Consider the following 12,947-nt stretch of genomic DNA (forward strand, 5'->3'; position numbering starts at 1 on the left):
GCACTTCTCGCGTTTCTGATCAAGCCTCGGACATGCCACCTCGTGAAAGCGTGAGGCTGTCCTGGGAAGATCGTCATTATGACCCAGAGTGCGGCATTTGGGTGATTAGCATATCGCACTGTGTATCGGTAGCTTCACCGTCAGGTTGCGTGCGGGACCTCGCACAACGTCTCCAAACCCTGTTCGAAGTCCCGCACGCTCATGGCAATCCGAGAGGAGTGCCCTATGGGGCGATCTACCCCCCGGCGTCGCCGGGTGAAACAACCGTCCGGCCGCTTCGCACGCAAGCGTAGTGGCCGTAACGAAAAGTTCCGTTACGTGAACTGGTCTGGCACGCATGCCGTTAGTGCGTTCATCGGAATCCTGTTCATCGGATACCTGCTCATTTCCCGCCCGCCCGTCCATGTGACGGTCTCCCCCGAAGCCGCCACCGTCGTTGGCGGTGCGCTCTCCGGCGCCGCCCTCCGGCTTGTGCGGTTCCGCCGTTACCGCCGCTGAGAGGCCTTGATTCGGGGGGAGACCGGCTTGCCGGTCTCCCCCCGACCCACACCCTGCGGCACGGGCCCCCAGTGCAGCCCCGACCCGTGCCGCGTAGCCGGCGCGCGTGACGAAACCCGGGGAATCCCCGGTGCATCCGCCGCGGGCCACCCTTCATGAACCCTTTTCGTTACGGGACGGAAGCAACCGTGAGTGACAACTGTGAGTACTGCAGCTCCCCTCTCACCGGAGGCCCGGGCAAGGGCCGGCCCCGGAAGTACTGCACAGACGCCTGCCGCCAGGCCGCCCACCGGCGCCGCGCCCACGCCGGACCCGGATCCGCAGCCCCACCCGCGGCGCACCCGCAACCCGCGGCCGAGCTGTCGCCGAGCCCCGCCCGGACCCCTCCGGCCTCCCGGGCCGCCGGCCATGCCCCCTCGGCCGGGGACGAGCTCATCGCCGAGATCGCCAAAGACATCCAGGACGGTGCCCGCGACCTCGCGCGGCTCCTGCCCTCGCTCGACGGGGAGGAGCCCCTGCTGCGCATCACCCAACTGCAAGAGCAGCTCGACGGCCTGACCGCGGCAGCCGTCGGCCGGGCACGCTACCGGCGTGTCACCTGGGTCACCATCAGCTCGGCCCTGCGCATCAGCGAGGACACCGCCCGCCACCGCTACACCGACCGCTACCTCCTGCGCCGCCTCGCCCGGTTCAACCGGTCCGGGACGGTGCCCACCACCGTGGCCGGCCTCTTCACCGCCCCCGGGCACGGCACCGCCTCACCTCAGGACCCGCCCTCAGCCGGCGACACCGGCGGCGACGGCAGCGAGGCGGGCAGCGACCGCAGCGACCGAGGGGACGGACCAGAGCAGACCACGCCCCCCGAGCCGGCAGGCGCCGCCTACAACCGGCTCGCGCCGATCCTGTCCATGCTCATCCGCACCGCCCAGCTCACCAACAAAGAGGTCAGCGGCAGGATCGGATGCTCCCCCTCCTACCTGTCACGGATCCTGACCGGCGAACGCGTACCGACCTGGGACCTGACGCGCAAGTTCGCCCACGCCTGCGGCGCCGACCCCGAAGTCCTGCGCACCGTGTGGGAGTCGGAGAAGCTCAGCCACAAGTGCCGCGAACCGCTCCCGGAACCCGACACCCCATCCCTGCCGGCCGCCGAACAGCTACGCGCCGCAGTCCGCACCCTGCACCTGCGCGCAGGACGCCCCGCCCCCAACGACATCGCCGTCGCCAGCCGGTGGGTGCTCACCGCCGGCACCGTGGCCTCCCTCCTCGAAGGCACCGTTCTGCCACCCCACGACGTCCTGCAAAGCTTCGTCCGCCTCCTGGGCGGCGACGTCGACCACTTCGCCCGGCTCCTGGACGACGCCCACCACGAAGCCACCCACGGCACAGTCGTCCTGCCGACCCCCCGCCAGCGAACAACCGACGTCGTCACCGCAACCACACACTTAGAGACCGGCCTCGCCTCCCCACCCGCCGGCCCCGACACCGTCATGAAGGCCTTCAGCAAGGTCCTCACCGAAGAACGCACCATCGAAGACGGCCGCGCCCGCCTCCTGGACAAACTCGCCGAACAGAACCCGCAGACAGACCGCGAACGGTGGCGGCCGATGACCGCGATCACCGCCGCCCTGCGACAACGCAAACTCCCCCCGGCCACCGCCATCACCCCCCTCGGAGGAACGTGACCCATGCGCCCTGCCACACCCCGGTGACCCCACCCGACCAGACCAAGCCAGGCCGGAAGGGACCCCAGCGGCCGCTCGGTCACGGGTCAGCCTGTGCAGCGCGGGCCTGCCAGCCGCGGAAGCGAGAGGGGCAGGCGCCAGCCGGTCTTCTGCCCGGGCACGGTCTGGTCCTGCTCCTGGCAGCCGCGCTCGGCTCGTCTTTCGGTGACCTGGCGCCGCCTCGGCAGCCCTCCCTCCGCGGCCAAGGTCGTCACCGGGCCAGTGTCACGGTGACGGGCACGTCCGGACAATTGCCGAGCACCTTGGTGAGCGCGGCCTGTTCACCGGTATCGATGCTCAGACCCCAACGGGTCTTGTCGGCCACCCAGTCGGTGACGTACTGGCAGCGGTAGCCGACGGCCGGCGGCAGCCACGTGCTGGGGTCCTGGTCGGCCTTGGACCGGTTCGAGGCAGCCGACACCGCGATCAGCGCACGGTCGTCACCGAGGTCGTTGGCGTAAGCCTCACGTTCCTTCGCGCTCCAGACGGAAGCGCCGGAGTCCCAGGCCTCGGCGAGCGGGACCAAATGGTCGATGTCCAGACTCCTCGGTCCCTGCATGAAGCGGTCGTCATACGGCGAGAACCAGGCTCCCCCGCTCAGACGGCAGCTCGCGCCCTGCTCCGGAGCGACGACCGCCTCGGCCTTCAGCACCTCCGCGCGGGTATTGCAGCCATCCTTGTCGGCGTCGACCCAGTGCTTGAATTTCGTGCGCTCGTACCCGGTGCGGTCCTCGCTGCGGACCGGCAGCTGGGCCAGGGCATCCGTCACGGGCAGGGTGACGGTGTCACCGGGTGCGAAAGCAGCCGGGGCTGCGTGCGCGGTCGTCGGGACGAGGAGGGTGGCGAACACGGCGGCCACGGCAGCGGTACGGACGAAGCGCACGAGCGGGAGTCCTCTCGAAGACCACAGAGCAGTTCGTGATCTTCGTAGCGGCTCCCGCACGCACCCTGCCCGGCAACCAGCAGCGGCTCTACCCGATCGGGCGGTAAGTACGATCAACGACGCACGAGGCGGGCCGCTCAAGGATCCGGGCCGTGGCAGAGGTCCCCGATGAGGTGATGAAGCTGAAGGCCGCATCCGCCGCAGCCCTCGTGCGCGGTGCCGGCCGCCGGATATCCGACGGCCGCGGTCACACTCGTGCGTGTAGACGTCTGCGGGGCATAGCGATGGAGGCGATAGTGGCGGCGGCCAGGCCCAAGGCGGCACCGAGCGAGTTGAACGTCACGTCATCAATGTCTGCCGTTCTGCCGGCCTGTTCCAGCCACTGGATCAGTTCAATGACGCAACTGAACGCCGCACACCCGGCAAGCACGGACAGACGGGAGGTCGTACGCAGCGCATAATAGGCGAATATTGCGATAGGGGCGAACATGATTGCGTTCGCCGCCTCCTGCTTGAAAATCATCGAGATCTCATTGGACCCCATGCCTGCTGTCCCATAGAGGAGACCCTCGCCGGGAAGCCAGTAAATGCGATCGAATCTTCCTGCGGGCGGGCCGTCAGGAATCACCGTCACGGCCAGTACAAGCAGCACCCAGACAGCCAGGAAGAAACCAGACGCCGGGCGGATAACGTCAGGGCGCCGAGCCATGAGGAATTCAGCAAGAAAACACAGCAGAACTGCCGCCACGGCCGCAGCCAAGCAGCTGGCAGGTGAGATGTACAGGACTACTTGCCACACCGGAGTACCCCTTGGTGCAGTGGCGCAGGGAGGAGTGCAGGTGCGAAGGCTAGCACCCTCGGCACCTGCAGCAGCGCCCCCTCTGTCACGCTCAGCGACGCACGCCTGCCGGAATTACAGGCAGTACCACTTGCCCACGAAATCGTCATCGTGCGTCTTCATGAGAGCGCGGATGCACCAGCCCTTGTCCAGGGTGAGGTACCGGCCATGCTTGACGGTCTTGCCACTCTTGGCAGTCAGCCAAGGAGAGTCGAAGTGCTTCGGCTGCGTAGTGTCGTCGTATTTGGACTGGTATCCCAGCTGTACCTGGACATCGCCGCCGGAATGCTTGAAGTACTCCGTCGTGTAAGTGCCGCCAGGCGTGGACGGATGCTTGATGCACAGCTGCCCGTTGGACAGGTCTCCGCAGCCGTCAGCGGTTGCGCTGGCACTGGGTGCGACGACTACAGAAACAGCAAAGAATGCGGCAGCAGCAGAGGCCGCAAGCGCGAATTTACGCACAGTAAACCCCGGTTTTAAGTTAGCTTTGTGGTCGCGATGATCTTAACAGCGCTGCGGTGTCGTCCGAACGTGTGATCAAGCCAAAAGGCCTGTACCCGCGAGTCAATCAAGCCGATCTTCAGCTCGGCCCGATCACGGCAGTGCGGGCGCGCCCGAGCCCGCTGCAGAGGTGCCTCCACGGCTGCTCCCGCGTCGGGGCGCAACTGGCCGGCCCTCGTCGCCGCCCAGCCATCGCCAGTAGGGACGCCGCGTCAGCGTTGCCCCGGTTGAGGTCGTACTCGATCAGCCGGTCCGGCACCTGACACCTGAACGCAGTCTGTTGCACGGTCTACTGCTCTACCCTCGGCGGGCGAAGCGCAGCGCGTCGAGGCATGCAGCAGACGACAGGTCCGGTTGACAGCGGGCGCTCGCGCCCCGCTCACCGAGAGCGCTGTCATGAGGCCCGGCGCAGGGGCACGACGGCGGCCGGCCCGATGGATCCGGGCCCGAACTTCTTCCGGATCCGGTCCATGGCCTGCTCGGCGACGAGCCGGGACTCCCGGGCGCCGTCGAGGCTGATCTGCTCGGCGACCTGACCGGCGTCGATGAGGTCCTCGCCCCTCAGACCGATCCCGGTCAGGCGGGCGCGTTGCAGGCCGGCGGCATCCATCAGCTGGTAGGCGAGTGTGCGCAGGTCGTCCTCGTGGGCGGAGGGCGCGGACAGGCGGCGGGTCTTCTCCCAGGCCGTCCCGCCCGCGAAGCACAGGGTCAAGGTGATCGCGCGGGCAGCCTGGCCGCGGCGGCGGAGCTGGAGGCCGAGCTGGACGACAAGGTCGAGCAAGGCGGTCCGGACGACGGCGCCGTCCAGGGTGTGGCTCGTGAAGCGGTGGCGTACGGCGGCGGAGGCCGGCAAGTTCCGGGGGACGACGGGACGGGGGTCGATGCCGCGGGCACGGTCGGCGGCGAGCCGACCGGCCTTCTTGCCCAGCAGACGCTGCACGGTGGCCGGGGACACGGCGGCGAGCAGTCCGACCGTGTGGATGCCGTAGTCACAGAGCACGGCGGCCTGACGCGGGCCGATCCCATGCAGATCGCCTACGGGCAGCGAGGCGAGCCAGTCGGCGACCTCGTCGGGCGCGATGGCGAGGACACCGCCGAGACCGATGATCTGGGCGGAGGCCGTGGCCGCGACGGTGATCGTGGGCCCTATGCCGACCCGGACGTCGACCCCGAGGTACGAGATGGTCCGCACGCGCAGGATCTCGCCCAGATGAGCCACGTCGGTGCCGTGATAGCGCAGGGCGCCCTTCAGCTCGACCAGGGCCGCGGACGGCGGCAACGCCTGCACCACCGGGGACAGGCCGGCCAGCAGCTCCAGCACCCCTCGGTAGGTCTCCTCCGACAGCCGCTCCGGGCAGCGCACATGCATCACCGTCGCCCGCGCAGTAGGACCCGGCTTTCCCGCGTCGTTCACAATCCTCACTCCCACCACTCACGCTATCGAACAAAGAATCGAACACGCGAACTCGATGAGGATGATCACGGAAGTAGAATCAAAAACACGTTCGATGATCTGCCGCCGGACCTGGAGCGGCTACGCACTTTAAAAGTTACGTGGAATCCGCCGGGGTGATCATGTATCCCCGGTGCAACCACGGACTTGGGAGATCGCTTGAGCGCCACGACGGTGCTGACGGAGAAGTGGCCGGTGCTCGGCCGACACGAGCAGGCGGCGGCCTGGCTGTCGGTTTGGACGGATTTGGGCCGTGCGCCGCGCACGATCGACGCCTACGGCCGTGGACTGGCCGAGTACCTACTGATGTGCGAGCGGGAAGGTATCGACCCGGTCGCCGCGGACCGGGCGCATATCGCCGTCTATGTGCGGGAGTTGGCCTCCCGGCCTCACTACCGCGGTGCGAACGTGGTCTCGATCGACTCGGGAGCTGGGCTGGCCAACGCCACGATCCAGCAGCGCCTGGTGCCGGTCCGCCTGTTCTACGACTTCCTGCTGGAGGAGGGCCTGCGAGAGTCCAACCCCGTCGGTCGGGGCCATTACACCCCCGGCCGACGGGCCGGCGGTCAGCAGCGCGGCCTGGTGCCACGGCTGACGAAGCTGCCGTGGATCCCTGGCGAACACGAGTGGCTGCGCATCCTGGAGGTGGCCCGGCAGGAGTCGATCCGCAACCGTGTGATGCTCGCCCTGGCCTACGACGCCGCGCTACGGCGCGAAGAATTGTGCTCGCTCCGGACCGATGATGTGGATCCAGCCCACCGCACGCTGCGGATACGGGCGGAGACGACGAAGAACCGGCTGGAACGGGTGGTTCCCTACTCGGCGTCGACTGGCGTGCTGCTGTCGACCTACCTCGCCCACCGGGCCACCGTCAGCCGGGCGCGAGGGCCGCTGTTCCTGTCGGAGTCGCGGCGCAACTACGCACAGCCGCTGAGTCTGTGGACGTGGTCGAAGGTGGTACGCCAGATTGCCGTGACTTCCGGTGTCCCGCGCTTCTCCACGCACACCACCCGGCACCTGTGCCTGACCGATCTGGCCCGGATGGGCTGGGAGTTGCACGCGATTGCCTCCTTCGCCGGCCACCGTCACACCGACTCCACCCTCCAGTACATCCACCTGTCCGGCCGTGACCTCGCCGAGAAGCTGAAGACCGGGATGGATCACATTCACTCCTGGCGGGTCCAGACGCTCGCCGAGGCGGACATATCGAAGGCCGCGGCGGGAGGAGCTTCGCGATGACGACCGCTCCCCTGCCTGAACAAGCGAACGGGCGCCGGCACTCCCCGATCGGCCAGCGCCGCGGTCACCGCTCACCGGTGCTGTCGGAGGCAGAGCGGCGGGCCATCCGCGAGCTGGGCCTGCGGAACCTGCGTCGACTGCGCTATCACGATCCCGATGCACCTCAGTGGACTGTCATCAGCCGTCTCATACAGCCCATGCGGGACGTCAATGCCAGCTTCGACACGCCGCCCACCATGCACATGACGCGAGCCATGAACGACGCCATCGCCGTTGTGATTCTGCGGTGCGCGGACGTTGGCCGCGCGTACTGGGACTGGACCGATCAGGAATGGCTGGACCTTCTCGGGCACAGCCACAAAGCTTTTCGGGAGCAGGTGCCCGACTGGGCCGAGGGGGCCGTGCGGCCGTTCCTGTGCGGGCACGCCTACCACCTGGGCGGCTTCGTCGGCTTCCATCAGCTCGGGCGCTTCGACCGGCTGACGCTGGCCTGCCGCATCTTCGGACGTCAGCTGGTCGAGGAGGAGATCGGACAGGTTCGTGCTGTGCTGACCGGCTGGGGTTACCAATACGGCAAGGAGCACGACAAGGGCGTGCCCTCGGTCATGAGCCAGCTCTTCCTGCTCAACCGTAGCCCCTACGGCAGCGACCTCACCACCTCGTTCTTCGACCGCGTCCGGCGAGAGGATCTTCTGACCGACGACGGTACGAGGGTCTTGTTCGCAGTGCAGCGGGCCCTTGCCGAACTTGGCTTCTGCGAGTCACCGATCTTGCGCTCCACGTCTGAGATGGTGGCCGATGTCGGGGTTCCACCAGGGTGGGCCGAGTGGGTGGAGCGGTGGACGTCCACGACGACCTTGACGCGCCGACACCGCCTGAATACCCGAGCCGCGCTGCTGAAGGTCGGCCGGTGGATCGCCTCGGAACAGCCGGGAGCTGAAGATCCCACCGCCTGGACCCGGCAGACATGCGCGGCCTGGATCGCGGCCGTCGATCGCATGAAGATCGGCGATTACGTGGTGCGCGCCAGCGGCTACCAAGACCGCGTCGGTCAGCCCCTCCAAGCCAGATCGAAGGCCGGCCTCGTCCGTGCCACACGTGTCTTTTTCCGGGACGTCCAGGAATGGGAGTGGCTGCCCCGCAGGTTTGACCCGCTTCGGGCTCTTGCTATGCCACGCACGATCAACGCCCTGATCGGCCCGAGTCCCCGCGTGATCGCCGACGACGTCTGGGCCAAACTGCTGTGGGCCGGACTCAACCTTCAGACCGACGACGTCCCGTGCGGCAAAGCCGGTCCCATCTACCCGGTGGAGCTGGTCCGCGCCGTCACACTGACCTGGCTGTTTTCCGGTCAGCGCAGCAACGAGATCGCGCGGCTGCGTCTGGGATGCATCCGGTGGCAGCACGATGGTGCACCCGTCGCCGGCAATGCCACACAGGTCCTCGCCCAGGACGCCGTCTGCTTGCTGGACGTACCCGCTCACAAGACCGGCACCGCGTTCACGAAGCCGGTCGACCCGCTGCTCGGCCAAGCGATCAACGCCTGGGAAGCCCTACGCCCCAGCCAGCCGAAGCGCACCGACCGTCGGACCGGGGAGCAGGTCGACTACCTGTTCTCCTACCGCGCCCGCGCCATCTCCAGCGGCTACATCAACAGCAGCATCATCCCCATGCTCTGCCGCAAAGCCGGCATTCCCACCACCGACATCCGCGGCAGCATCACGAGCCACCGGGCCCGCTCCACCATCGCCAGCCAGCTGTACAACGCGAAAGAACCCATGACGCTGTTCGAGCTGCAAGCCTGGCTCGGACACCGCTCTCCGCAGTCCACTCAGCACTACGCGAAGATCACGCCGAACGCCCTCTCCAGGGCATACTCCGAGGCGGGCTACTTCGAACGGAACGTCCGCACCATCGAGGTCCTGGTCGACCGCGACGCGGTCGCCTCCGGCGCCGCCGCAGCCGGCGAGCCGTGGCAGCACTACGACCTCGGACACGGCTACTGCACCTACACCTTCTTCGAACAGTGCCAACACCGCATGGCCTGCGCCCGCTGCGACTTCTACACCCCAAAGAACTCCACGAAAGCCCAACTCCTTGAAGCCAAGGGCAACTTGCAGAAGATGGCCGTCTCGATCCCACTCACCGAGGACGAGCAAGCCGCAGTCACCGACGGTCAGACCGCGATCGATCAACTCCTCGCCAGACTCGTCGATACGCCGACCCCGGCCGGGCCAACACCCCGCGAGATCGAGGCACCCGGCACCGCTCGACTACTACCGATCGTCGACGTCCGGCAGGGCAAAGCAACGCAAGCTTGACAAATCTGATTCCACAGAATGCGGGTGTGGCATGCGATGTGGCTGGCACGCATCGACCGCAAGATCGCGCAGCTGGTGCAGCGGCAAGCCGAACAGGAACGCGGTCGGCGGGCGAAGCCGGCGCCGCCGGACTGGATCGTCGAACTCGGTATCGGGGTCGGCCGGCCGCCCGTGCAGGTCCACCGGGGCACCTGCTACATGGCGGGCAAACGGCACCGGCCCATCAGCCCGGACGAGGCCCGCCGGCTGCTGGCCGACGGCACCAGCGCGTGCAGCCACTGCCGCCCCGACACCGCCCTCGGCATCGTCGGCTTAGCCGACCGCGGCCGCCAAGCAGGGGCGGCTCACTCCTGTGACGGCACACGAGCAGCGATCTCCTTGGCCCAGCGCCCGGCCTCCGGCGCGTGGCCTCGCACTCGGCGGTGACGAGTCGGAGCCAGTTCAGCAGGTCATGCGTCTCCTGAAGCGCACCTCGGCCCCGGGCAGGAAACAGCCCCGGTCGGCGTGGCCGCCGGCCGGGGCTGAACCCGTGATGCGTGTGGTCGTGAAAGGGTGGTCGCCTACGCGGCGAAAGGCTCTGCGGGGCTTCAGCCGAACGATCGTCCCCGCAGGCAATAGGTGAGGCCCGGGGACACTGTCCCCTTCACCACCACGCCGTCTACAACCACACCCGCCTGCAGGACATTCCCGAGCCGACCGGGACGGCCCACGGATCGCGCCGATGGGCGCACGGACGGATCGCGCCGTTGGGTGCACGGGGCTCTACCTCAGACTCAGTACCTGTTTCTGAACTTCGGCCGCTGAACGCGCTAGGTAGGTGGACGATGGGTGCCATGGCACGTACGAAGATCCAGCCTCTTGGCCACTGCTCCCGCTGCACGCGAGCCTGCTGGAAGGATGGCGGCGACTTCCGGCGCTGGAACGGCACGATGAGCCGGGGCATCCTGGTCGCCCTGATCTGCCCGGACTGCCAGACGCCAGAGGAGCACATCGAGGCGGAGGTGAAGGAGGCCACGCTCGACTACGCGGGCGCGGTGCCGGACGCGGCGGGCCGCCCGGTCGTCGCCCCGCGCCTTGAGAACGATCAAGACTGAATCGGTCCGCTGACCGAGCTGCCACCCCCGGGGACCTGTTGTTCATGGACAGCACCCCCACGAGCCCAGCAGTTCCGTTCGGCGAACGGTCACTGTGACCGCTCGCCGAACGCTTCCACAAACTTCGCGTTTCGAACATTAGTGGGTTGACCTGCGCCCCCTGGGTTCAGAAACAGGTAGTCAGGCGCTGCGGGGCCGGCGGCCGGCTGTCTTCTTCGTGGCCGTATTCTTCGCTGCGGTCTTCTTGGCGGGCTGTTTCTTCGCGGCGGTCTTCTTGGGGTGCGGCAACTCGTGCACCTCGGCCGGGCTGGTGGACTCGCCGCGGGAGGCCTTCGCCTTCGACACCGATTCCTGTAGCGCGGCCATCAGGTCCAGCACGGCGGGCGACTCTTCCGGCTCCGGCGCCTCAGGGAGTGGCTTGTCCTCGCGTTTGGCCTCGATGAGCTGTGCGATGGCCTCGGTGTAGCGGTCCTGGAACGCGGGGCCCTCCAGCTCGTCCACCGTCATGGTGTCCATGAGAGCGAGCGCACTGTCGATCTCGGCCTCGGACACGTCCGTGGGCGGTGGGAGCAGTTCGGTGGGGTCGCGGATCTCGTCGGGCCAGCGCATGGCGTGCAGGACCAGGACGTCGTCGCGCACCCGCAGCAGCCCGAGTCTTTCCCGGCCGGACCACGCGTACTTGGCGACGGCCACCTTCGACGACCGTGACAGGGCCTTGACCAGGAGCTTGTACGGCTTGGCCGCGACTTGGCCGGCGGGCTGGAGGTAGTAGCCGTCGGCGATGCGGATCGGGTCGACCGACTCCAGGGGGACGAACGCGTCGATCTCGATCGCCTTCGCGGTCGGCAGGGGCAGGTTGCTGAGGTCCTCGTCGGTGATCGGGATGACCTGCGTCGCGGTCAGCTCGTATCCCTTGCCGATCTCGTCCTGGGAGACCTCGCGGTCCTCCAGCTCGCACACCTTGCGGTAGCGGACCCGGCCCTGGTCGGGCAGGTGGTACTGGTGGAAGTGGATGCTGTGGTCCTCGGTGGCGCCGACCACATTGATCGGCACCGTGACCAGGCCGAAGGAGATCGCGCCGGACCAGATCGTTCGGGGCATGACCCACCTCTCGTACTCACCCCGAGCTCCTCCAGCGTAGGAACGCCGCCGGCGGCCCGCATCCGTCCGCACCCCCGCACCCGGCCCGCGCGGCGGCACGCGGACAGCCCCGCGACCAGGCCACCCGTTCGGCTCCGTGTACGTGCGCCAGCGAGGGGCACCCCGCTGTGTGCGTTGTGAATGCCCTCCGGGCCGGGGGTGCCGCGGTAGGTCCCCGAATCCAGTCGCGACACCCACCGGGCACCGGCCCCGGAATGCCAGCGCGCCCCCGAGCGGGGTGGGACGGCTACTGCACCCGGGTGGCCCCGCCACGCCCGTGCGGAGGGTGGGCCGCCCCCCACACGAGGCGACCCACCATGACCACGCCCGGCTCATGGGCCGGCGTCGGGAGGCCGGCGGCAGGCGGAGACGGCGCCGTCGCGAGCCGACTAGCGCCAACTCGCTCATCTGAATGAACATCGGCGGGAGGCGGAATGGCGAACCGTTCCGCCAGGACAGGCCGATGCCATGAAACTTCTGCCTACCCGACGGCCCCGCACCGGCAGGAGGGCGCTGCTCGCCGCCGCCGTCCCGGCCGTCCTGGCCGCATCACTGACCGGCCTCGTACCCGCCCATGCCACCACCACTGCCAGCGTCCCCGCCGTGGCCCGGGACCAGATCGCGTGCCCGCGCGGGTTCGTCTGCATCTACCCCGACATCAACTTCAACGGCCAGCCCTACGTCAAACGCGCCGTCGACGGGTCGGTGCGGCACCTGCCCGACTACATCCGCGGCAAGGGCAGCTCCATCATCAACAACAGCAGCCGCACCGCACGCGTCTACCAGAAAGACAACTACTTCGGCCGGCACGTCTGCGTCGGACGCGACGGCGGCACCATCAGCGACCTGCGCTCCTACCAGCTCAACGACACCACACACAGCCTCCGCAACAACGACACCCCCTGCGGCGCCTGATAACCGCCCTGCACAGGTCCGGCCGCCTGCCGGCCGCCGGCCGGCAGGCCCTCGGGCTCGGCCCTCCCCCTGCATCGGTGCAACCGCCTGGTCCACGGGCCGGCCGCATGGCACCGGCACAGGAGTCTTCCTCCGGGCTGACCCCGTAGACCGACCTGCCGGGCGCCGTGGCCCGGCAGCGGCGGTGGGAGGAGGCAGCAGCGGCCGATCCCGGCGGGACGGCAGGGCGCCGGACTGGGCCGAACGCCGCAGACCGGGCGGACCGGCATCCACGCCCCGGCCAGTCCGGCCGCAGCACCCCCGGGCGCCGCTGGCCCCAGAACGCGACGCGCGCAGGAACA

General features: G+C 68.4%; 12 protein-coding genes. 7 read left to right on the forward strand and 5 right to left on the reverse strand.

From position 1 onward, the window contains the following. The first annotated feature begins 255 nt into the window (after positions 1–255). Complete coding sequence (locus tag IE273_RS37825) at positions 256–498, forward strand: hypothetical protein (protein WP_189819661.1); 243 nt, start codon at positions 256–258, stop codon at positions 496–498. Between the two features lie 188 nt (positions 499–686). Then, the gene (locus IE273_RS37830; RefSeq protein WP_189819662.1) at positions 687–2,183 is read left to right on the forward strand and encodes a helix-turn-helix domain-containing protein; all 1,497 of its coding nucleotides are present in this window, start codon (positions 687–689) and stop codon (positions 2,181–2,183) included. Positions 2,184–2,433: 250 nt separating this feature from the next. Here IE273_RS37830 and IE273_RS37835 read toward each other — a convergent pair whose 3' ends face one another. The 4 genes from IE273_RS37835 to IE273_RS37850 form a co-directional block, all read right to left on the reverse strand. Next, positions 2,434–3,072, reverse strand: coding sequence for an HNH endonuclease family protein (locus IE273_RS37835; RefSeq protein ID WP_229887946.1), 639 nt, complete (start codon positions 3,070–3,072; stop codon positions 2,434–2,436). A 280-nt stretch (positions 3,073–3,352) separates the two neighbouring features. Next, positions 3,353–3,853, reverse strand: coding sequence for a VanZ family protein (locus IE273_RS37840; protein ID WP_189819664.1), 501 nt, complete (start codon positions 3,851–3,853; stop codon positions 3,353–3,355). A gap of 165 nt (positions 3,854–4,018) precedes the next feature. Further along, on the reverse strand, positions 4,019–4,405 hold the full coding sequence (locus IE273_RS37845; RefSeq protein ID WP_189819665.1) for a hypothetical protein: 387 nt from the start codon (positions 4,403–4,405) through the stop codon (positions 4,019–4,021). Between the two features lie 433 nt (positions 4,406–4,838). Next, a complete protein-coding gene (locus IE273_RS37850) occupies positions 4,839–5,813 on the reverse strand; it encodes a DNA polymerase Y family protein (protein ID WP_189819719.1) in 975 nt (324 codons plus the stop codon). Positions 5,814–6,056: 243 nt separating this feature from the next. Here IE273_RS37850 and IE273_RS37855 point away from each other — a divergent pair, with 243 nt between their 5' ends. The 4 genes from IE273_RS37855 to IE273_RS37870 all read left to right on the forward strand — a co-directional run bounded on the left by IE273_RS37855 (position 6,057) and on the right by IE273_RS37870 (position 10,551). Next, the gene (locus IE273_RS37855) at positions 6,057–7,136 is read left to right on the forward strand and encodes a tyrosine-type recombinase/integrase (protein ID WP_189819666.1); all 1,080 of its coding nucleotides are present in this window, start codon (positions 6,057–6,059) and stop codon (positions 7,134–7,136) included. Continuing rightward, on the forward strand, positions 7,133–9,457 hold the full coding sequence (locus IE273_RS37860) for a tyrosine-type recombinase/integrase (RefSeq protein ID WP_229887948.1): 2,325 nt from the start codon (positions 7,133–7,135) through the stop codon (positions 9,455–9,457). Before IE273_RS37855 ends, IE273_RS37860 begins: the two co-directional genes overlap by 4 nt. A gap of 18 nt (positions 9,458–9,475) precedes the next feature. Beyond that, entirely contained in the window at positions 9,476–9,883 is a 408-nt protein-coding gene (locus IE273_RS37865; RefSeq protein WP_229887951.1) for a DUF6233 domain-containing protein, read from the forward strand. A 407-nt stretch (positions 9,884–10,290) separates the two neighbouring features. Further along, positions 10,291–10,551 carry a hypothetical protein gene (locus tag IE273_RS37870; RefSeq protein ID WP_189819667.1) on the forward strand — a complete coding sequence of 87 codons (261 nt, stop codon included), beginning with the start codon at positions 10,291–10,293 and terminating at the stop codon, positions 10,549–10,551. A gap of 180 nt (positions 10,552–10,731) precedes the next feature. Here the strand turns inward: IE273_RS37870 and ku are convergent, their stop codons facing one another. Beyond that, entirely contained in the window at positions 10,732–11,652 is a 921-nt protein-coding gene (gene ku / locus IE273_RS37875) for a non-homologous end joining protein Ku (RefSeq protein ID WP_189819668.1), read from the reverse strand. Between the two features lie 507 nt (positions 11,653–12,159). On the opposite strand from ku, the gene IE273_RS37880 reads away from it, so the two are divergent. Then, positions 12,160–12,606, forward strand: a complete 447-nt coding sequence (locus tag IE273_RS37880; protein WP_189819669.1) for a peptidase inhibitor family I36 protein — start codon at positions 12,160–12,162, stop codon at positions 12,604–12,606. Positions 12,607–12,947: the final 341 nt, after the last annotated feature.

The organism is Streptomyces olivaceoviridis (genome assembly GCF_014650115.1).
Classification (GTDB): domain Bacteria; phylum Actinomycetota; class Actinomycetes; order Streptomycetales; family Streptomycetaceae; genus Streptomyces; species Streptomyces olivaceoviridis.

Excerpts from the sequence above, each read along its gene's own strand:
- IE273_RS37850 (WP_189819719.1), bottom strand. The coding sequence starts at position 5,813 with ATGCATGTGCGCTGCCCGGAGCGGCTGTCGGAGGAGACCTACCGAGGG.
- IE273_RS37860 (WP_229887948.1), top strand. The coding sequence starts at position 7,133 with ATGACGACCGCTCCCCTGCCTGAACAAGCGAACGGGCGCCGGCACTCC.
- IE273_RS37865 (WP_229887951.1), top strand. The coding sequence starts at position 9,476 with ATGCGGGTGTGGCATGCGATGTGGCTGGCACGCATCGACCGCAAGATC.
- IE273_RS37870 (WP_189819667.1), top strand. The coding sequence starts at position 10,291 with ATGGCACGTACGAAGATCCAGCCTCTTGGCCACTGCTCCCGCTGCACG.
- ku (WP_189819668.1), bottom strand. The coding sequence starts at position 11,652 with ATGCCCCGAACGATCTGGTCCGGCGCGATCTCCTTCGGCCTGGTCACG.
- IE273_RS37880 (WP_189819669.1), top strand. The coding sequence starts at position 12,160 with ATGAAACTTCTGCCTACCCGACGGCCCCGCACCGGCAGGAGGGCGCTG.